The 19,378-nt window shown below is 71.6% G+C and carries 17 protein-coding genes and 1 tRNA gene; 5 read left to right on the forward strand and 13 right to left on the reverse strand.

The annotated features are described in order from the left end of the window. Window positions 1-80 precede the first annotated feature (80 nt). The 5 genes from ACIBO1_RS02250 to ACIBO1_RS02270 form a co-directional block, all read right to left on the reverse strand. Window positions 81-761, reverse strand: coding sequence for a 50S ribosomal protein L25/general stress protein Ctc (locus ACIBO1_RS02250; protein ID WP_396740778.1), 681 nt, complete (start codon window positions 759-761; stop codon window positions 81-83). 308 nt (window positions 762-1,069) lie between these two features. Then, window positions 1,070-2,050 (reverse strand): ribose-phosphate diphosphokinase, encoded by a 981-nt coding sequence (locus tag ACIBO1_RS02255; RefSeq protein ID WP_131051673.1) that lies wholly within the window; start codon window positions 2,048-2,050, stop codon window positions 1,070-1,072. Window positions 2,051-2,110: 60 nt separating this feature from the next. Next, window positions 2,111-3,637: a bifunctional UDP-N-acetylglucosamine diphosphorylase/glucosamine-1-phosphate N-acetyltransferase GlmU gene (gene glmU, locus ACIBO1_RS02260; RefSeq protein WP_396740779.1), complete on the reverse strand. Its 1,527-nt coding sequence runs from the start codon at window positions 3,635-3,637 to the stop codon at window positions 2,111-2,113. A 100-nt stretch (window positions 3,638-3,737) separates the two neighbouring features. Beyond that, window positions 3,738-3,809, reverse strand: a tRNA-Gln gene (locus ACIBO1_RS02265). Between the two features lie 26 nt (window positions 3,810-3,835). Then, complete coding sequence (locus tag ACIBO1_RS02270; RefSeq protein ID WP_396740780.1) at window positions 3,836-4,690, reverse strand: helix-turn-helix domain-containing protein; 855 nt, start codon at window positions 4,688-4,690, stop codon at window positions 3,836-3,838. A 132-nt stretch (window positions 4,691-4,822) separates the two neighbouring features. On the opposite strand from ACIBO1_RS02270, the gene ACIBO1_RS02275 reads away from it, so the two are divergent. Together ACIBO1_RS02275 and ACIBO1_RS02280 are read left to right on the forward strand one after the other, a co-directional pair. Beyond that, on the forward strand, window positions 4,823-5,788 hold the full coding sequence (locus ACIBO1_RS02275; protein WP_396740782.1) for an acyl-CoA desaturase: 966 nt from the start codon (window positions 4,823-4,825) through the stop codon (window positions 5,786-5,788). A 112-nt stretch (window positions 5,789-5,900) separates the two neighbouring features. Further along, a complete protein-coding gene (locus tag ACIBO1_RS02280; protein ID WP_396741478.1) occupies window positions 5,901-6,590 on the forward strand; it encodes a TetR family transcriptional regulator in 690 nt (229 codons plus the stop codon). Window positions 6,591-6,629: 39 nt separating this feature from the next. On the opposite strand, the gene ACIBO1_RS02285 is transcribed toward ACIBO1_RS02280, so the two are convergent. The 6 genes from ACIBO1_RS02285 to ACIBO1_RS02310 all read right to left on the reverse strand — a co-directional run bounded on the left by ACIBO1_RS02285 (window position 6,630) and on the right by ACIBO1_RS02310 (window position 13,147). Beyond that, window positions 6,630-7,109, reverse strand: coding sequence for a DUF4383 domain-containing protein (locus tag ACIBO1_RS02285; RefSeq protein ID WP_396740784.1), 480 nt, complete (start codon window positions 7,107-7,109; stop codon window positions 6,630-6,632). A gap of 227 nt (window positions 7,110-7,336) precedes the next feature. Further along, on the reverse strand, window positions 7,337-7,792 hold the full coding sequence (locus tag ACIBO1_RS02290; protein WP_396740786.1) for a DUF4383 domain-containing protein: 456 nt from the start codon (window positions 7,790-7,792) through the stop codon (window positions 7,337-7,339). Between the two features lie 116 nt (window positions 7,793-7,908). Beyond that, window positions 7,909-9,711 carry an ABC-F family ATP-binding cassette domain-containing protein gene (locus tag ACIBO1_RS02295; RefSeq protein WP_396740787.1) on the reverse strand — a complete coding sequence of 601 codons (1,803 nt, stop codon included), beginning with the start codon at window positions 9,709-9,711 and terminating at the stop codon, window positions 7,909-7,911. Between the two features lie 625 nt (window positions 9,712-10,336). Then, window positions 10,337-11,284, reverse strand: coding sequence for a 4-(cytidine 5'-diphospho)-2-C-methyl-D-erythritol kinase (locus tag ACIBO1_RS02300; RefSeq protein WP_396740789.1), 948 nt, complete (start codon window positions 11,282-11,284; stop codon window positions 10,337-10,339). A gap of 97 nt (window positions 11,285-11,381) precedes the next feature. Beyond that, window positions 11,382-12,254 carry a 16S rRNA (adenine(1518)-N(6)/adenine(1519)-N(6))-dimethyltransferase RsmA gene (gene rsmA, locus ACIBO1_RS02305; RefSeq protein WP_396741480.1) on the reverse strand — a complete coding sequence of 291 codons (873 nt, stop codon included), beginning with the start codon at window positions 12,252-12,254 and terminating at the stop codon, window positions 11,382-11,384. 2 nt (window positions 12,255-12,256) lie between these two features. Beyond that, a complete protein-coding gene (locus ACIBO1_RS02310) occupies window positions 12,257-13,147 on the reverse strand; it encodes a TatD family hydrolase (protein WP_396740791.1) in 891 nt (296 codons plus the stop codon). Window positions 13,148-13,236: 89 nt separating this feature from the next. Between ACIBO1_RS02310 and ACIBO1_RS02315 the strand changes: the two genes are divergently transcribed. Next, the gene (locus tag ACIBO1_RS02315; RefSeq protein WP_396740793.1) at window positions 13,237-14,487 is read left to right on the forward strand and encodes a hypothetical protein; all 1,251 of its coding nucleotides are present in this window, start codon (window positions 13,237-13,239) and stop codon (window positions 14,485-14,487) included. A 79-nt stretch (window positions 14,488-14,566) separates the two neighbouring features. Continuing rightward, complete coding sequence (locus tag ACIBO1_RS02320) at window positions 14,567-15,418, forward strand: alpha/beta fold hydrolase (protein ID WP_396740794.1); 852 nt, start codon at window positions 14,567-14,569, stop codon at window positions 15,416-15,418. 115 nt (window positions 15,419-15,533) lie between these two features. Here ACIBO1_RS02320 and metG read toward each other — a convergent pair whose 3' ends face one another. Beyond that, window positions 15,534-17,348, reverse strand: a complete 1,815-nt coding sequence (metG, locus tag ACIBO1_RS02325; RefSeq protein WP_396740795.1) for a methionine--tRNA ligase — start codon at window positions 17,346-17,348, stop codon at window positions 15,534-15,536. A 158-nt stretch (window positions 17,349-17,506) separates the two neighbouring features. Between metG and ACIBO1_RS02330 the strand changes: the two genes are divergently transcribed. Beyond that, window positions 17,507-18,421 carry a hypothetical protein gene (locus ACIBO1_RS02330; protein WP_396740797.1) on the forward strand — a complete coding sequence of 305 codons (915 nt, stop codon included), beginning with the start codon at window positions 17,507-17,509 and terminating at the stop codon, window positions 18,419-18,421. Window positions 18,422-18,474: 53 nt separating this feature from the next. Here ACIBO1_RS02330 and rsmI read toward each other — a convergent pair whose 3' ends face one another. Beyond that, window positions 18,475-19,344 (reverse strand): 16S rRNA (cytidine(1402)-2'-O)-methyltransferase, encoded by an 870-nt coding sequence (gene rsmI / locus ACIBO1_RS02335; protein ID WP_396740799.1) that lies wholly within the window; start codon window positions 19,342-19,344, stop codon window positions 18,475-18,477. Between the last annotated feature and the right edge of the window lie 34 nt (window positions 19,345-19,378).

Raw genomic sequence — 19,378 nt, forward strand, 5'->3', positions numbered from 1 at the left:
CGCCACCCGGCGGCCGTCCCCGATACGTCGACAGGCGCCCCCGAAGCACGGGGACGCCTGTCGCACAGCCTGCGGACCGATCAGGCCTCGGTCTTGGCCTCGGCGTTCTCCTCGCCGGCCGGCTCGCCCGCCTCGGCGGTCTCCTCGCCGACCTCGGCCTCGGCCTCGGCGTCCGCCGTCTCGACCTCGGGCAGCGTCGCCTCGAGCTGCTCCGCGGTCGGCGCCGCGGTGACCGTGGCGACCGCCATCTCCGGGTCGGCGGCCAGCTCGACGCCCGCCGGAAGCTGCACGTCGGCGGCGGTGACCTGGGAACCCGCCTCGGCGCCCTCGATCGACGCCTCCAGGTGGTCCGGCACCTTGGTGGCGTCGGCGGTCACCGAGAGGGTGTCGTGGTCGTGCACGATCAGCGTGTCCCGCGCCGCCTCACCGGTCAGCTGCACCGGCACGTCCACGGTGACCTTCTCGCCCCGACGCACCAGCAGCAGGTCGACGTGCTCGAAGGTGTCCTTGATCGGGTCCCGCTGGATCGCCTTCGGCAGCGCCAGCGCCTGCGTGCCGTCGCTGATGTCCAGCGCCAGGAGCTGGTTGGCGCCACCGTTACGGATGGCAGCCGCGAACTCGCGGGCCGGGAGCGCGATGTGCTTGGGCTTCTCGCCATGGCCGTACAGCACGGCGGGCACCTTGCCGGCCCGGCGGGTACGACGGGCACCACCCTTGCCGAACTCGGTACGGGGCTCGGCGCTGATCTTTACCTCGGACACGGGGAAACTCCTGATGCTTCGCTACGGCAGCTTGTTGTCTGGCGGTGCTGGGCGGGGGGCTCGCAGGGGCTCATGCGTCAGAACGACTGCCCGGAGCACCGCGTCGATCACGGTGCCTCCGTGCGGCGCTTTTCAGCGGCCCGCAGGGCACCCTCGCCGTGGCAACCGCACCAGTCTACCCGAGCGGATTCCCGGAGTTACGGCAGTCCCCGCCGCACCCCGCCGGGCCGCCCGTCAGCGCTGCGAGCAGCGCTCACCACACCCTCGGACGGGCCGGCTCGAAAACGACCGACCCGCCCGCACCGACGTCAGCTCAGACCACCGAACAGGGTGGTCACCGACCCGTCGTCGAACACCTCACGGATCGCCCGGGCCAACAGCGGCGCGATGGAGAGCACGGTGAGCTTGTCGAGCTGCTTCTCCGGCGGCAACGGCAGCGTGTTGGTCACCACGACCTCGCTGATCGGGCTGTTCTTCAACCGCTCGGTCGCCGGGTCGGAGAGCAGCGCGTGGGTGGACGCCACGATCACGTCCGCCGCACCGGACTCCTTGAGGATGTCCGCCGCCTTGCAGATCGTGCCGCCCGTGTCGATCATGTCGTCGACGATCAGGCAGACCCGACCCTCGACCTCACCGACCACCCGGTTCGCCACCACCTGGTTCGGCTTCATCGGGTCCCGCGTCTTGTGGATGAACGCCAGCGGGCAGCCGCCCAAGCGATCGGTCCACCGCTCGGCAACCCGCACCCGACCCGAGTCCGGCGCGACCACGGTCATCGGCCGACCCGCGTACTTGCGCTCCACGTACTCGGCCAGGATGTCCATCGCGAACAGGTGGTCCACCGGGCCGTCGAAGAAGCCCTGGATCTGCGCCGTGTGCAGGTCCACGGTGAGGATCCGGTTCGCCCCCGCCGTCTTCAACAGGTCGGCGATCAGCCGCGCCGAGATCGGCTCCCGCCCCCGGTGCTTCTTGTCCTGCCGCGCGTACGGATAGAACGGCAGCACGACAGTGATCCGCTTCGCCGACCCGCGCTTCAACGCGTCGACCATGATCAGGGTCTCCATGACCCACGTGTTCACCCCGTGCGTGACGGACTGCACCACGAAGGCGTCCGACCCACGCACCGAGTCCTTGAACCGTACGAAGATCTCGCCGTTGGCGAACTCGTACGCGTCGGCCGGCGTCGGCGCGACGCCGAGCACCTCACCGATCTCCCTGGCCAGCTCCGGAAACCCACGTCCGGAAAAGAGCATCAGGCTCTTGCGGTTTTCGGCGACGATGCTGCCCATGGGCCCGTCTGCTCCCGTTTTGGTCGGTGGTACCCGGCCACGGTGGTGGTCGACCGGGGACTATTCGGTTGCAGTATCTCCCGCCTCCGGCGCACCGCCCACCGACTCGGCTGCGCCGTGGATTGCCTCACCTTCACTTGCGGGCGAGGTCGCACCCGGAGCACCCTGCAAGGCCCGCTCGGCAGCGGCCGCCGACGCCGTACCCGGCCGCCGACGGGTCACCCAGTCCTCCACGTTGCGCTGCGGCGCCCGCGTCACACCCAACGCACCCGGCGGTACGTCCTTGCTGATCGCGCTGCCCGCCGCCACGTACGCACCGGCGCCCACCTCGACCGGGGCGATCAGGCTGGTGTCGCAGCCCACGAAGGCCGCCTCGCCGACCACCGTGCGGTGCTTGTTCACCCCGTCGTAGTTGACGAAGATCGTCGCCGCGCCGATGTTGGCCCGCGCCCCGATCGTCGCGTCACCCACGTACGACAGGTGCGGCACCTTGGCGCCCGCCCCCACCTCGGAGTTCTTCACCTCGACGAACGTGCCCACCTTCGACTTCTCGGCCAACCGAGCAGCCGGCCGCAGGTACGCGTACGGCCCCACACTCGCGCCCGCGCCCACCTCGGCACCGACCGCGTGGCTGCGCAGCACCGTCGCACCCGGCCCGACCACCGTGTCGATCAGCGTCACGTCCGGCCCGACCACCGCCCCCGCGCCCACCACCGAGCCGCCGCGCAACTGGGTGTTCTGGTCCACCACCGCGTCCCGGTCCAGGGCCACCGTCACGTCGATCCACGTCGTCTCCGGGTCCAGCAGACTCACCCCGGTACGCATCCAGCGCTCGTTGACCCGGTCCCGCAGCAGCCGCCGCAGCCCCGCCAACTCCACCCGGTCGTTGCAGCCGAGCGTCTCGGCGTGGTCGCCGGCCAGGTGCACGCCCACCGGCTCGCCGGCCGACACCAGCAGCTTGAAGACGTCGGTGAGGTACTCCTCACCCTGGTCGTTGTCGGTGGAGAGCTTGCCGAGCACGTCCCGCAGCCGTACCGCGTCGAAGGCGTAGATGCCGGCGTTGATCTCCCGGACGGCGAGCTGCGTCGGAGTGGCGTCGCGCTGCTCGACGATCTGCTCCAACCGGCCGTCGGCGTCGCGCACGATCCGCCCCAGGCCGGTGGGGTCCGGCACCTCGGCGGCCAGCACAGTCGCCGCCGCACGCTCGCCCTCGTGCGCCGCGACCAGCCCGGCCACCGTCTCCGGCCGCAGCAGCGGCACGTCGCCGTTGAGCACCACCACCGTGCCGGACGCCTCCGGTGCGGCCTCCAGCGCGATCCGCACCGCGTGCCCGGTGCCCAACTGCTCGGCCTGCAGGACCGGGACTGCTCCCGGCGCGGCCTCGGCCAGATGCCCCCGGACCTGGTCCGCGCCGTGCCCGACCACCACCATCGTCCGCTCCGCCGCCAGCGGCTGCGCCGCGTTGAGTACGTGCCCGAGCAGCGTCCGGCCGAGCAACGGATGCAACACCTTGGGCAACGCGGACTTCATCCGCTTGCCCTCCCCGGCGGCAAGGACGACGACGGTACGGGGGTGGGGCTCGGACACGAGGTGGCTCCCGTCGGAACGCGGACAGTCTCGCGGCCATGCTAACCAGACAATCCGGCCTGGTTAGCATGGCCACGAGGATCGGCGGTCACCCGAAGTGCTGGGGTGCCTGGATTCGAACCAGGAGCTCAAGGCTCCAAAGGCCTGCGGGTTGCCGTTACCCCACACCCCATTGACGTGTCAAGCCGCGACACCACATCAATTCATGCTTGTGCGGTCTGCCGCAGACCGGAACAGCTCGGCGATCATACCTTCAATCCGCCAATAGAGCTCGCGGCTACGCGGCACATTGATCACGAGGCAACCCCGGTAGCCCTCTCCGGTGTTGCGGCGGACGGTCACCGGGTTGTGCTTCTTCACGTTCGCTCGCTGGAACCGGGCGAGCGGCAACCTCAACTCCTCCGCCCACCACCCTGCGGCGGCGACGGGATCCGCCGACTCGTGGATGCTGACCCGATAGGTCGGAGCAGCGCGATCCACCCCGCACGTCTCGAGGAAGCGCAGGAAGAGAGCGAGCAATCCGGGGTCACTGTTGACGAACTGCACATGGTCGTAGCGTCGCCACGGTTTCGACTTCGCTCCCTCGCACCAATAGATCGCCGCACCGAGCAGCAGATCGCGCTCTTCCAGACGGCCACCGACCACGTCGGCAGCCGCCGCGTGCACCGCCGCCTGCGCCTCGTCGCGCGTCCGGCGATGCGTCGCCCAGCGCGCCTCGGAGGCGGCTCTCGAACGGACGCGACGGCGCTCCAGGCCGCTCTGCGACTGCCGGTCGAGCGGCAGATCCCGGACCCAGAGGTACGCGGTGGATCGACTCACGCCCAGCCGCTGGGCGATGTCCGGCACCGAGTGCCCGACCGAACGAAGCGCCACCGCTTCGGCGCGCAGCGCGTCCTTGGCGTTGGGCCGCCGCGTCCGCTCCGGGGGCGGGACGCCGCGCAGCAGCTCGTACACGCGATTGCGGCCGAGCCCCGTACGGTCCCGAATCTCGCGGACCGAGAGCTGCTCCTCGGTCCGTAGTCGGCGCACCTCGGCGGCGTCGAAATCGGTCATGGGGTGCAGGTTAGGACCGGGGTGTGACACTTCGGGCATCGGCAAGCATCGCTGCCTGATGTGATCTTTCGACGCCGTAAGTTACGGTGACGTAGGCGTAGTTTGCTGTCTCACCGTCCCCTGCGAGGTGCCATGTCCAGCGCTGTTCTCGACTCCCACTCGACCGGTCCGAAGCCTCTCACCGAGGGCACCCAGTCGCGCGGCATCCTGGTCGCGCTCTGGGCGTTCGTGGTGATTCCGTTCGCGGCGCTGGTCGCCGCCGTGCCGGTTGCCTGGGGCGGCTGGCTGAGCTGGGTCGACGTGGGCATCGCGGCGTTCTGGTACGTGCTGGCCGGCCTGGGCATCACGGTCGGCTACCACCGCTACTTCACCCACGGGTCGTTCAAGGCCAAGCGGTGGCTGCGCGTCGCACTGGCGGTCTCCGGTTCGCTCGCCGTGCAGGGCGACATCATCCAGTGGGTCGCCGACCACCGGCGTCACCACGCCTTCTCCGACCTGGAGGGGGACCCGCACTCGCCGTGGCGGTTCGGGACGACGCTGCGCGGACTGACCAAGGGGCTGTTCCACGCGCACGTCGGCTGGCTGTTCGGTCGTGAGCTGTCCAACCGGGAGCGCTTCGCGCCGGACCTCCTCGCCGACCGGGACATCCGCCGGACGAGCGCACTCTTCCCGCTGTTTGCGGCCGCCTCGGTGCTGGGTCCGGCACTGATGGGTGGGCTGCTGACCTGGAGTTGGCAGGGCGCGCTGACCGCGCTGTTCTGGGCGGGCCTGGTCCGCATCTCCCTGCTGCACCACGTCACCTGGTCGATCAACTCGGTGTGCCACGTCTACGGCGAGCGGCCGTTCATGATGCGGCAGGGTGACCGGGCCGCCAACTTCTGGCCGCTGGCGCTGGTGTCGTTCGGGGAGAGCTGGCACAACCTGCACCACGCCGATCCGACGAGCGCCCGGCACGGGGTGCTGCGTGGCCAGATCGACATCTCGGCCCGGGTGATCTGGCTGTTCGAGAAGGTGGGGGCCGCGTGGGACGTCCGCTGGCCGAAGCCGGAGCGGCTCGCGGCGAAGATGGCGAAGCCGGCGGAGCCCGGGGCGGCCTGACGGTGACCGGACCACCGACAGTCAAGTTACCTGGCAGTATGTTCGGGTGACCGGGCAGAGCGCGAGCAGGATCCCACGACAGGGCGTCACCGAGCGCCGGCGAGGTGACGAGGTGGCCGAGGTCTCCAGCGACGAGAGCGGCAAGCGCCGTCGGCGCGCGGTGCCGGCCACGTCGACGAAGGCACCTTCCCGGGTACGCATGTCGGCGGCGCAGCGCCGTGAGCAGTTGATCGTGATCGGTCGGCAGATCTTCGCCGAGCGCGGTTTCGACGCCACCTCCATCGAGGAGGTGGCGTCCCGCGCCAAGGTCTCCAAGCCGGTGGTGTACGAGCACTTCGGCGGCAAGGAGGGGCTGTACGCGGTGGTGGTGGACCGGGAGGTCCGCTCGCTGCTGGACCGGATCACCACCGCGTTGACAGCGGGCGATCCTCGGGAGCTGCTGGAGCAGGCGGCGTTGGCCCTGCTCGGGTACATCGAGGAGGAGACCAGCGGTTTCCGGGTGCTGGTGCGGGAGTCACCGGTGCTCTCCGCGACGGGCAACTTCAGCAGCGTGATGAACGACGTCGCGCACCAGGTGGAGCACATCCTGGGCGCGGAGTTCTCCAGCCGGGGGTACGACGCGAAGCTGGCCGAGCTGTACGCGCAGGCGCTGGTCGGGATGGTGGCGTTGACCGGTCGGTGGTGGCTGGAGGTGCGCAAGCCGCGTAAGGAGACGGTGGCGGCGCACCTGGTGAACCTGTCCTGGAACGGGTTGTCGCACCTGGAGGCGAAGCCGGGGCTGATCACGACGCGCGTCCGCTGAGATCCGCCCGTAGGCGGTGTCGGTCAGTGGCGGTGCCGGTCAGCGTCGGCGGTGGATCTCGGCGACCGGGTGGTAGCGAAGGTTGCGTTCGGCCTCGGCGTGCTCGGGCGGGCCGACCTTGTCGTACAGGCCGGTGCCGAGCAGGATCAGGCCGAAGAGCATCGAGACGACCACGGTCGACATCGAGAAGTTCAGGAAGTTGGCCTCGGTCTGGAGCACCGACATCATCAGGATGCTGGTGACCAGGAAGACGATTCCCGCGGTCAGGTTCATGTAGTGGCCGAGGTTGCCGCGCCGGGACGCGCCGACGATGAGCACGATCCCGAAGACGACGGAGACCAGGGAGAAGGCCAGGTTGGTGCGGAGCCCGAGGGCCCAGTTGCCACCTCGGGCGAACAGTGGCTCACCCCAGGTGAGCGCGGTGCCCCAGACGCCGAAGATCAGGATGTAGAGCCCGATCAGGCCGGACAGCACCCGGTAGATCGGCCGCGCCGGGTGGTTGATCGGAAAGTGCGGCATCGGTCCTCCACCAACAGGGAACAATCAGGACAATTGTCCCCCACGGAGAAGCCGACCAAGGCGGAACCTGCGGAGAATTCAGCCTCGGGCGGACCGGGCCCCGACAGGTTCTCGCCGGAGCCCGACCCGCGCAGGGATCAAGCCTGACCGCCCGGAGCGGGTCGGGCTCCGGCGAGAACCCCCACCGCAACCCCGGCGAAAACCCACAGCCGAAGGAGCAAAAAGGATCAGAGCACCAGCCGAGCCTTCTGCCATGCCTCGTGCTCGTCGTCGCTGCCGACCTTGCCGTACATGCCGGCCATCAGCAGCACCAGGCTGAGCACCATCAGCACGACGATGCTGGAAACGCTCATGTTGAAGACGTTGGCCTCGGTACGGATGAAGGCGAGCCCGCCGAGACTGACCACCATGATCACGTACGCGGTCCACTGGTTGATCAGCACGTCGAGGTTGCGACCGATCACCGTGCCGAACAGGATGAGGCCGCCGACCACCAGGCAGAAGATCGAGAAGCCGAGGTTGGTGCCCTGCCCCAGGACCCGGGTGTCGCTCAGCCCGAAGGCCGGCTCACCGGTGCTGCCGACGAGTCCGATCACACCGAAGACCACCAGGTACAGACCGGTCAGCCCGCCGATCGCCCGGTAGATCGGCCGCGCGGGGTGGTTGACGGGAGTGTGCGCCATGTCTGTGTCTCCAACGCCGTTGGGTGAGGGGTCGTCGGCGATTCTCCCGTACCCGGCCGTGTGACGCCGCACACGGGGTCCCCCGAGGGTCGCAGGTCGGGCGGGCGGGCCGATGGTCAGCCGGCGGGGATCTCGTCGGCCAGGGCGAGCCAGGCCTCCTCGACCTGCTCCCGCTCCGTGCGTACCTGGCTCAACTGGGCGTCCAGCTCGGCGACCTTCGTGTAGTCGGTGGCGTTGGCGGCGAGCTGGTCGAGCAGCGTCGCCTCCTTCTGTTCCAGCTTGCCGACCTGCCGTTCGAGGCGGGTCAGCTCCTTACGCGCCTGCCGGGCCTCGGCGGCGCTCATTCCCCCGCCACCGTCGGTGGACGCGGCGGCGGAGGGCGTGACGCTGCGCCCCGGGCCGGGCCGGTCGGCGGTACGCGCCAGGTACTCCTCGACGCCGCCGGGCAGGTGCACCAGCCGGCCGTCGCCGAACATGCCGTACGTGGAGTCGGCGACCCGCTCGATGAGGTAGCGGTCGTGGCTGGCCACCACGATGGTGCCGGGCCAGGAGTCGAGCAGATCCTCCAGCGCGGCGAGGGTGTCGGTGTCGAGGTCGTTGGTGGGCTCGTCGAACAGCAGCACGTTCGGTTCGGCGGCGAGCAGGCGGAGCATCTGGAGCCGCCGCCGTTCCCCGCCGGAGAGGTCACCGACCGGGGTCCAGAGCCGCCGGTCGTCGAAGCCGAACACCTCGGCGAGCTGCGCGGCGGAGATCTCCCGGTCGCCGAGGCGTACCCGTCGGGCCACCTCTTCGACGGCTTCCAGGACCCGCAGTTCGCTGGGGAGTTCGGCGAGTTCCTGGGAGAGGAAGGCGGGTCGTACCGTGGAGCCGGTGACCAGCCGCCCGCCGTCGGGGTGGGTGATGCCGGCGAGCATCCGCAGCAGGGTGGTCTTGCCGGCGCCGTTGGCGCCGAGGATCGCGACCCGGTCGCCGGGGCCGACCTGCCAGGTGGCGTCCGTCAGGATCGTCTTGGGACCGGCGTGCAGGCGGACGCCCTCCAGGTCGTACACCTGCTTGCCGAGCCGGGCGGTCGCCAGCCGTTGCAGCGACATGGTGTCGCGCGCCGGCGGCACGTCGGCGATGAGCGCGTTGGCGGCGTCGATGCGGAACTTCGGCTTGGAGGTCCGGGCCGGCGGACCCCGGCGCAGCCAGGCGATCTCCTTGCGGAGCAGGTTCTGCCGCCGGGCCTCGGTGGCGGCGGCGATCCGTTCGCGTTCGGCCCGGGCGAGGATCCAGGCGCCGTAGCCGCCCTCGTAGGCCCGGACGGCCTGGTCGGCGACCTCCCAGGTCTGGGTGCAGACCGCGTCGAGGAACCAGCGGTCGTGGGTGACCACGACCAGGGCGCCCTTGCGGCCGAGCAGGTGGTGGGCCAGCCAGTCGACGCCGCCGACGTCGAGGTGGTTGGTGGGCTCGTCGAGGATCAGCAGGTCGGCGTCGCGGACCAGCAGTGCGGCCAGCGCCACCCGGCGGCGCTCGCCGCCGGACATCGGCCCGACCGGGGCATCGAGGCCCAGGTGCGGCATGCCGAGCCCGTCGAGGATGGCGCGTACGCCCGCGTCGCCTGCCCACTCGTGTTCGGCGCCCATGCTCTCGGCGAGCCACTCGGTGCCCAGGACGACGTCCCGGACGGTGGCCTCGGGGCTGAGGGTGAGGTTCTGCGGCAACCAGGCGACCCTCAGGTCACGGCGGTGGGTGACCCGCCCGTCGTCGGGTTCCTCGGTCCGGGTGAGCAGCCGCAGCAGCGTCGACTTGCCGGCGCCGTTGAGCCCGACCACACCGATCCGGTCGGCGTCGTCCAGACCGAGCGAGACGTCGGTGAGCAGCGGCCCGGCGGCGCCGTAGCCCTTGGACACCCGGTCGAGGTTGACGATGTTGGCCACGAACCCACCTTTCATGATCAAGGCGTCCCGGTGCCGGCGGGCACCTGGGGACGCCTGGCCTTCCAGGGTACGCGGAACGACACCGCCGCCCGGCGCCCGCCCGACCACGCCCGAGGCGCGGGCCGACATCCACCGGGCAGCGGAGCGCGCACGGCCGGGTGACGCTCGACAGTGCGGTCGGACCTCGGTGGCGCGAACGGGCCCCGGCGGTACGGATGGACCTCGACGTGCGGGTGCCCACGGCGGCCCGGCACGGTCTCTGGTCGGCTGCCTGTCGAGCTGATCCGTCCGCGCTCTCACCGCGGCTGGGTTCGGCGTCGACTTCCGCTGGTGCCGCACCCGGACCGCACGGCCTCGCCAGTCGCTTCAGCGCGACCATGCCGGCGGGGACCGTGGCGCGGGGACCGTGGCGCGGCGGAACGTGGCGCGGCGGAACGTGGCGCAGGGCGACGATCTCCCGAGCATGATTCATTCCCGCCGTCAGCTCGACAGGCGCCGTAGTCGGTCACGACCCGGTGACTGCGATCCGATCTCGCCATCAGCTCGACACGGGCCGCACTAGACCACGGCCGCGCGCCTGACCGGCTCGGCGAGAGACCGGCCCTGTGCAGGGCGGGTCAATGGGTCAGGTGACGCGGGCGCCGTGGACCGGGCCGTGGGCGATGCGGGCTTCGCGGCACACCCCGGCGGCTTCCAGTTCGGCGGCGACGCGTTCGGCGTCGGCCGACCCGGCGGTGAGGAAGACGCACGTCGGGCCGGACCCGGAGACGATGCCAGCGAGCGCGCCGGCCGCCTCGCCGGCCTTGAGGGTGTCGGCCAGGGCGGGGCGCATGGCCAGCGCGGCGTCCTGCAGGTCGTTGCCGAGGGTGGGGGCGAGCACCCGGGGGTCGCGTTGGCGCAGCGCGGCGAGCAGCGTGTCGGTGCTGCCGAGCGGTTCTCCGGCGGTGCCGGCGTCGCGGAGCCGGTCGAGTTCCCGGTATGCCTGCGGCGTGGAGAGGCCGCCGTCGGCGATGGCGACGACCCAGTGCCAGGAGGTGGGCCGGGCCAGCACGGGGCTGACCGCCTCGCCCCGGCCGGTGCCGAGTGCGGTGCCGCCGTGGATCAGGAAGGGGACGTCCGAGCCGAGGTCGGCGGCGATGCCGGCCAGTTCGTCGCGGGCCAGTCCGGTGCCCCAGAGGGCGTCGCAGGCGACCAGTGCGGCGGCGGCGTCGGCGCTGCCACCGGCGAGACCGCCGGCGAGCGGGATCTGTTTGCGCAGGTGCAGCCGGGCGTGCGGCATCACTCCGGCATAGCCGGCGAGGGCGTGCGCGGCGCGGATGACCAGGTTGGAGTCGTCGAGGGCGAGTTCACCGGTCCCCTCCCCCTCCATGGTGAGGGTGAGGGTGTCGCCCCGCCGCGCGGTCAGCTCGTCGTAGATCGAGATCGCGTGGTAGATGGTGTTCAGCTCGTGGTAGCCGTCGCGTCGCAGCGGGCCGACCCCGAGGTGCAGGTTGATCTTCGCGGGCACCCGTACGCGGACCGGTCCGCCGGCACCACGCCGTTCCTCACCCTCCGGTCGCCATGCCTCGGTCACCGGACGGTGTCCCGTGGACGCACCCGGATGTCGAACGGCTTCTCCACGATCAGCTCCTCGGCGATGTCGGCGACGGCGTACCGGCGTCCGCGTCAGCCTACTGCGCGGCCGGCGGGTGGTTCGGGGCCGACGCGGCGACGGCGGCGAACTGCTCCACGGTGAGTGACTCGCCGCGTGCGCCGGGGTCGACTCCGGCGGCGGTGAGCGCCGCGGCGGCCCGGTCGGCACCGCCGGCCCAGCCGGCGAGAGCGGCGCGCAGGGTCTTGCGGCGCTGGGCGAAGGCGGCGTCCACCACGGCGAAGACGGCGGCCCGGGGCACGTCGGTGCGGGGTGGTTCGCGGCGGGTGAAGGCGACCAGACCGGAGTCGACGTTCGGTACCGGCCAGAACACGTTCGGGGGCACCTTGCCGGCGGCCCGGGAACGGGCGTACCAGGCGAGCTTGACCGAGGGCACGCCGTACACCTTGGAGCCGGGTCCGGCGACGAGCCGGTCGGCGACCTCCTTCTGCACCATCACCAGGCCGTGCCGGAGGCTGGGCAGTTCGGCGAGCAGGTGCAGCACGACCGGTACGGCGACGTTGTAGGGAAGGTTCGCGACCAGCGCGGTGGGCGCCGGGTCGGCCAGGTCGGCGGCGGTGGTCCGGAGCGCGTCGGCGTGGTGCACGGTGAGTCGGACGGCGTCCGGGCCGGCGTGCCGGGCGGCGGTGTCCGGCAGCGCGCCGGCCAGCGTCGAGTCGATCTCGACGGCGTGCACGTGGGCGGCGGCGCGGAGCAGGGCCAGGGTGAGCGAGCCGAGCCCGGGGCCGACCTCCAGGGCCACGTCGTCCGGGGTCAGCCCGGCGGTGGTGACGATCCGGCGGACGGTGTTCGGGTCGTGCACGAAGTTCTGGCCGAACTTCTTGGTGGGGGCGACGCCGAGGCGGGCGGCGAGTTCCCGGATCTCCGCCGGGCCGAGCAGGTCTGCGGGCACGGTCAGGACCACGGCCCGAAGGCGCGTTCGCCGGTGGCGGAGATGGCGGCGCAGAGGTCGTCCAGGTCGGCGCCGGTGGCGTCGGCCAGCGCCCGAACGGTCAGCGGGATCAGGTACGAGGCGTTGGGGCGGCCCCGGTGCGGCATCGGGGTCAGGTACGGTGCGTCGGTCTCCACCAGGATCTGGTCGAGCGGGGTGAGCGCCGCGGCCTCCCGCAGTGCCCCGGCGCTGCCGAAGGTGACGGTGCCGGCGAAGCTGAGCAGGTAGCCCCGGCGGACGCACTCGGCGGCGAACTCGGCGTCGCCGGAGAAGCAGTGCAGTACCACGGTCTCCGGTGCGCCCTCGTCGTCGAGGATGCGCAGCACGTCGGCGTGTGCGTCGCGGTCGTGGATGACCAGCGTCTTGGCGTACCGCTTGGCGATGGCGATGTGGGCCCGGAAGCTGTCCTCCTGCGCGGCCCGGCCCTCGTCGCCGGTGCGATAGAAGTCCATGCCCGTCTCGCCGATGCCGCGGACCCGGTCCTCGGCGGCCAGCGTCTCGATCTCGCGCAGCGATGCGTCGAGGTCGCGGCACCGGGGTGCCTCGTTGGGGTGCAGCGCGACGGTGGCGACCACCGCCGGGTACGCGCCGGCCACCTCGGCGCCCCAACGGGAGGACTCCACGTCGACGCCGACCTGCACCAGCCGGTCCACGCCGACGGCGGCGGCGACCTCGATCGCGGCGGCGACCGGGTCGGCGGCGGCGCTGCCCTGCGGGACGCCGACCTCGTTCACCGTGATGTCCAGGTGGGTGTGGCTGTCCAGCACCGGTCGGGGCAGCGGCTCCGGCGCGGGTGGGAACTCGCCGGCGCGGCGGGAGGCGCGCTGGCGGCGGGACTCGGTGGGCTCGCTCATCAGTCGACAGCATCACACACCGCCCGAGTCCACCCGCCCGCCACCCGTGGTTCACCTCGGCTACGCCGGAGACCCCTACCGTCGCTCCGGTGAGTATCGGGCCGCGAACGGACGACGGCACGGCGCGGCAGCGGACCGGACTGCGGGTGACGTTCGGCGGCGCGGTGTACGCGGCCGACGAGATCGCCCGAGGTGCGGCGTACGAGTTGTTCAGCGCCGACGAGGTGGCCGGTTTCGAGTGGGCGCCCCGGCCGAGTGCGGCGCTGCCGTGGCGGCGGTTCGTGCACGCCAGCGAGGTGACGGCGGTGCACGGGTCGGGTGAGCCGAGCGAGGACCCGGAGGCGCCGCTGCTGGTGCCGCTGCACCGCGAGCACGGCTGGTCGCAGGTGCACCGACTCAGCCAGCAGCCCGACGCGGCGGACGATCCGCTGGTCACGGCGGTGCGCGCCTCGGCGGTGGTGCGTCGGGGCACCCGGATGGTGAAGATCCTCTCCGCCCGGCAGCTCGCCGGTTTCGTGCGGGGGTGGCTGCCGCACGGCTTCTGCTTCCGGGAACACGACGTGGCGCATCTGCGTACGCCGGCGGCCACCTCGGTGCTGCGCACCGACGGCGGGGGCAGCCGGGACGGTGTGGACGTGACGTATGCGGTGCGGTGGCGGGCCGCCGACCCGACCGACTACGACGTGCCGGCCGGCGCGGCGTACCGGGGGCTGGCGGCGTTGGGGTCCCGTGACCGGGTGGGACCGGCGGTGCTGGGCACCGGGTTCACGCCGAGCAGTCATCACCTGATCCCGGAGTTCGTCACCCGGGACTTCGCCGACCTGCCGATGCCGGCGAACGCCACCCTGTTGGCGTATCCGGCGCAGGGCCCGGAGGTGGTGCTCTACGCATACCAGGCGGAGCAGCGCGGCTGGTTGCGGATGGTGGGTCCGCAGTGGCGGCACCTGCTGGCCGCCGTGCCGGGCCTGTCGCCGGATCAGGAGTACGTGCCGACCGGCGAGGCTCCCCGGTCGACGCGGCTGGTCGGCGCATACGGCGGCGGGGAGTACGAGGCGGTGGCGGATCTGCCCGGCGGGTTCCGGGTGCTGGCGCTGACCAGGGCCGCCCGGTACCCGGTCGACGGGGTGAGCCGGCGGGTGCGGGTGGCCACCTGGCGCGACGTGCCGTGTCTGGTGTTGCGGGAGGAGTCGGGGTGGCTGCGGTTGCGGCTGCGCCGCCCGAATCCGGACGCGGTGCTGGCCACCGGGGCACAGTGTCACGAACGGGGCGTCTACGAGACCTGGGCACCGGGTGCCGAGGTGACCGACGACCGTGTGGTGGACCACCCGTACGTCCTCTAACGCCGGACCGGCTCGGGCATATCGGGAGGTCACGCGGGAATGCGTGGGCGACAGCGTTGTCCGAATCGTAGGAGTGGACATGCCCTTCATCACCGTCGGGACGGAGAACTCCGCGCCCATCGACCTGTACTACGAGGACCACGGCTCCGGTCAGCCGATCGTGCTGATCCACGGGTTCCCGTTCAACGGGGCGACCTGGGAGAAGCAGGTCAGTCCCCTGCTCGCGGCCGGTTACCGGGTGATCACGTACGACCGGCGAGGTTTCGGCAACTCGGCCCAGCCGGCGTTCGGGTACGACTACGACACCCTGGCCGCCGACCTCGACGTGCTGATGACCGAGCTGGACCTGCGCAACACGATCCTGGTCGGGCACTCGATGGGCACCGGCGAGGTGACCCGCTACCTGGGTGCGTACGGCTCGGACCGGGTGGACCGGGCGGTGCTGCTGGCGCCGCTGGCGCCGTACCTGCGGCAGGCTCCGGACAACCCGGAGGGTGTCGAGGGGAGCCTCTTCGAGGGGTTCAAGAAGGCCATCATCGAGGACCGGTTCGCGTACCTCACCGACTTCTGCAACGCGTTCTTCAACTACGACGAGAACCGGGGCAAGCTGGTCAGCGAGGAGGCGTACCGGGCGCACTGGGAGATCGGCGCGCGGGCCTCGGCCAAGGCCACGCACGACTGCGTGGACGCCTGGGGCACCGACTTCCGGGCCGACGTGTCGCGGATCGACGTGCCGATCCTGCTCGTGCAGGGCGACAAGGACATGGTCCTGCCGTACCCGAAGACCGGTCAGCGGTTGCAGCCGTTGATCTCGGACAGCCGGCTGGTCACCCTCAAGGGCGCCCCGCACGGTATTCCGTGGACCAACGCCGACCAGGTCAACGACGCGATCATGGAGTTCATCGGGTCGCCGTCGATGGTCCGGGCCTGACCCGGCTCCCGGCGCGGGCGTAGCCGCGTCGGTCGACGCGCGGCGGGCGCGATCCCGATGTCGGGGTCGCGCCCGCCGAACGTGTGGTCACCGGTCGTCGGCCCGGTGGCCCGGGTCAGCTCTCCAGCCGGGCCAGTTCCTCGTCGACGATGGACGGGTCGAGCTTGCGGAACACCGGCTTGGGCGCGGCGAGCGCCCGGCCGACCGCGAGCGGCACTGACTCCCAGCGCGCGCCCTGCGTGTAGTCCCCGGTCAGCACCGGATACCCGGGCCCGCCGTCGAGGTCGTCGACCTCCTCGATCACCGGCATCGGCGCGTGGACGCCGGTGCCGCCGAGCAGTTCGTGCACCTTCTGCGCGGAGTGCGGCAGGAACGGGGTGAGCAGGGTGTTGGCGTCGCTGACCACTTGAAGGGCGACGTGCAGGATCGTGCCCATCCGGGGCTTGTCCGCCTCGTCCTTGAGCTTCCAGGGCGCCTGGTCGGAGAGGTACTTGTTGGCCTCGGCGACCACCTTCATGGCCTCGCCGATGGCCTGCTTCTGCCGGTGCCGGGCGATCAGGTCGCCGACCGTGGCGAAGCCGGTGCGGGCCACCGCGAGTAGCGCCTCGTCGGCCTCGGTGAGACCGTCCGGGCCGACCGGCGGGATCGCGCCGAAGTTCTTCGCCGCCATCGACACCGACCGGTTGACCAGGTTGCCCCAGCCGGCGACCAGTTCGTCGTTGTTGCGGCGGAGGAACTCGGCCCAGGTGAAGTCGGTGTCGTTGTTCTCCGGGCCGGCGACGGCGATGAAGTAGCGCAGTGCGTCGGCGTCGTAGCGCTCGAGGAAGTCCCGGACGTAGATGACCACCCGGCGGGAGGAGGAGAACTTGCGTCCCTCCATGGTGAGGAACTCGCTGGAGACCACCTCGGTGGGCAGGTGGAGCCGCCCGAGCCGGCCCGGCTCGCCGTCCTTGTCGCCCTCGCCGGAGTATCCGGCCAGCAGCGCGGGCCAGATCACCGAGTGGAAGACGATGTTGTCCTTGCCCATGAAGTAGTAGGACTCGGCGTCCCCGTCGGCACCGCCCTCGGCGTCCTTCTGGTTCCAGTACTGACGCCACGCCTCGGGGTCGCCGGAGCGGCGGGCCCACTCCACGGAGGCGGAGAGGTATCCGATCACGGCGTCGAACCAGACGTAGATCCGCTTGTCGGTGCGGTCGCGCCAGCCGTCGAGCGGGATCGGTACGCCCCATTCCAGGTCCCGGGTGATGGCCCGGGGCTGGAGGTCGTCCAGCAGGTTGCGGGAGAACCGCAGCACGTTGGGCCGCCAGCCCTCCCGGGTGTCCAACCACTGTCGCAGCACGTCGGCGAGGGCGGGCAGGTCAAGGAAGAAGTGCTCGGTCTCGACGAACTTCGGCGTCTCGCCGTTGATCTTCGACTTGGGGTCGATCAGGTCGATCGGGTCGAGCTGGTTACCGCAGTTGTCGCACTGGTCGCCGCGGGCGCTGTCGTAGCCGCAGATCGGGCAGGTGCCCTCGATGTAGCGGTCGGGCAGGGTCCGGCCGGTCGACGGGGAGATGGCGCCCATGGTGGTCTTCGGCACGATGTACCCGTTGCGGTACATCCCCTCGAACAACTCCTGCACCACCGCGTAGTGGTTCCGCGTGGTGGTGCGGGTGAACAGGTCGTAGGAGAGGCCCAGTCCGTGCAGGTCCTCGACGATCACCCGGTTGTACCGGTCGGCCAGCTCACGGGGCGTGAGCCCCTCGGCGTCGGCCTGCACCTGGATCGGGGTGCCGTGCTCGTCGGTGCCCGAGACCATGAGCACGTCGTGGCCGGCCATCCGCATGTACCGGGCGAAGACGTCGGAGGGAACGCCGAAACCGGAGACGTGGCCGATGTGGCGCGGGCCGTTGGCGTACGGCCAGGCGACCGCCGCGAGAACGTGACTCATGCCCAGCAAGCGTAGTGACCCCCCTGGGGCGGCTGCGAACCAATAGGGCCGCCCGCTCGACAATCCGGCCATTCCGGGCGAACGGCTGGTCCGATTTGTCGCCGACACGCTGCCTGAGCTGCGCGTCCCAACACCCGCGCCGGTGTCCAATGAACCGCGTGACTGGCAGCCGCGCCGCCCGCGACCACGAGGACGGCCTCCCCACCGAGACCTGGCCGGACCCGGCCGCGTCGACGCGTACCCACGCCGTGGCCCCGCACCCCCGGACGGTGACGCCCGACGGGGCGAACCCGGCCGGTGGCGCCCTCGGTGAACCGGCGGCGCCGGAGCAGGGTGTCGAGGTGGAGCCGACCACCGGCGCCCCGGTCGGCACACTGCCGCACCGGGTGCCGGTGCGTTCGGCGCGGCATCTCGGCGCGGATCCGTTCGCCGACCCCGCCGACGTCGACGAGGAGGACACGTTCTGGGCGCCGATCGAACAGGTGCACTGGGACGGCACGCCGGTGCGGCAGGATCCGCCCGGCGAGCGCGGGCTGTTTCGTCGGCTCCGGCAGGTACGCCACCGGGAGCGGAGCAGTCATCCGCCCGACCCGCTGCCGGGACTGGCCGCGTTGGTCGGCCTGAGCCTCGTGGCGGCGTTCTTCGCCTGGGTCAGCGCGGGCCCGATCCTGCTCGCTGCCGGGCAGGGCACCTCGGGCACCGCAGTGGTGACCGGGTGCACCGGTGACGGGTTGACCCAGCGCTGCCGGGGGATCTTCACCGCCGCCGACGGCGGGTTCCGCACCCACGGCGTACGGGTCAGCGGGGTCCCGGAGCAGCGGACGATCGCCGGGACGGCGCTACCCGCCCGGGTGACCGGTCCGGACGCCGCCGTCGCGTACGCCGATCACGGTGTCGGTGCGCACCTGCGCTGGCTGCTCGGCCTGCTGGGGGTGCTCGGCTGCGGTGCCGGGATCGCCCGCTGGACCGGCGCGACGCGACTGCCCGATCCACGGGGCCGTCGTTGGGCGGTCACCGTCGCCTTCGCCGGCCCGCTGGCGATCACGCTCGGCTTCCTCGCCGCCGCCTGGTGAGATGTAAGGAAGGGACCCTTCCTATACACGAGGCGTTAGTAGGGGGCCCTTCCTTACACCTGGTGCACGACGGCGTAGACGTCGCGACGACGCAGTCCGAAGACGGTCGCCACCTCGGTGATGGCGTCTCGGCGGCTCTGGCCGGTGGCTTCCCGCTCGGCGACCGCGGCGCGCAGGGCGTCGTCGTCCGGCCGGGTCGGCGGCGTGGCAGGCGCCCCGGCCACCACGAGGGTGATCTCGCCGCGCGGATCACCGTCGGCGGCCCATCGGGCGAGGTCACCGAGCGGGCGGCGGAGCACCTCCTCGTACGTCTTGGTCAGCTCGCGGCAGAGCGCGGCGGGCCGGTCCGCGCCGAACGCGTCGGCCAGGTCGGTCAGCGCCGCGGTGATCCGATGCGGGGACTCGAACAGCACCAGGGTCCGTTCCTCCGTCGCCAGCGCCCGCAGCCGGGTCCGGCGGGCGCCGGGCGTACGCGGCAGGAAACCCTCGAAGCAGAACCGGTCGCAGGGCAGCCCGGACAGCGCCAGGGCGGTGGTGACGGCGCTCGGTCCGGGGGCGGCGGTGACCGGGATCCCGGCGTCCAGGGCGGCGCGGACCAGCCGGTAGCCGGGGTCGGAGACGCTCGGCATGCCGCCGTCGGTGACCAGCGCGACGAGGTACCCGGCGGTGAGCACGTCGACCAGTTCGGGGGTACGGCGCTCCTCGTTGCCCTCGAAGTAGGAGACGATCCGGCCCGGGATGCTCACGCCCAGGTCGCGGGCCAGTCGACTGAGCCGCCGGGTGTCCTCGGCGGCGACCACGTCGGCGGTGCCGAGCACGTCTCGCAGTCGGCTGGAGGCGTCGGCGGGGTTGCCGAGCGGCGCGCCGAGGAGGACCAGGCGGCCAGTTTCGGACATTTCACCCACGAGTAGGCACTCCTTCATCGACGGTCGTACCGGATTCGGAGACGATGTACGC

It is taken from the genome of Micromonospora sp. NPDC049903 (genome assembly GCF_044460945.1).
In the GTDB taxonomy this organism is placed as follows: Bacteria; Actinomycetota; Actinomycetes; order Mycobacteriales; family Micromonosporaceae; genus Micromonospora.

Coding starts and splice junctions, on each gene's coding strand:
- ACIBO1_RS02270 (WP_396740780.1), bottom strand. CDS start 4,690: ATGACCGATTTCGACGCCGCCGAGGTGCGCCGACTACGGACCGAGGAG.
- ACIBO1_RS02320 (WP_396740794.1), top strand. CDS start 14,567: ATGCCCTTCATCACCGTCGGGACGGAGAACTCCGCGCCCATCGACCTG.
- ACIBO1_RS02275 (WP_396740782.1), top strand. CDS start 4,823: ATGTCCAGCGCTGTTCTCGACTCCCACTCGACCGGTCCGAAGCCTCTC.
- ACIBO1_RS02310 (WP_396740791.1), bottom strand. CDS start 13,147: ATGAGCGAGCCCACCGAGTCCCGCCGCCAGCGCGCCTCCCGCCGCGCC.
- ACIBO1_RS02285 (WP_396740784.1), bottom strand. CDS start 7,109: ATGCCGCACTTTCCGATCAACCACCCGGCGCGGCCGATCTACCGGGTG.
- rsmI (WP_396740799.1), bottom strand. CDS start 19,344: ATGAAGGAGTGCCTACTCGTGGGTGAAATGTCCGAAACTGGCCGCCTG.
- metG (WP_396740795.1), bottom strand. CDS start 17,348: ATGAGTCACGTTCTCGCGGCGGTCGCCTGGCCGTACGCCAACGGCCCG.
- ACIBO1_RS02255 (WP_131051673.1), bottom strand. CDS start 2,050: ATGGGCAGCATCGTCGCCGAAAACCGCAAGAGCCTGATGCTCTTTTCC.
- ACIBO1_RS02290 (WP_396740786.1), bottom strand. CDS start 7,792: ATGGCGCACACTCCCGTCAACCACCCCGCGCGGCCGATCTACCGGGCG.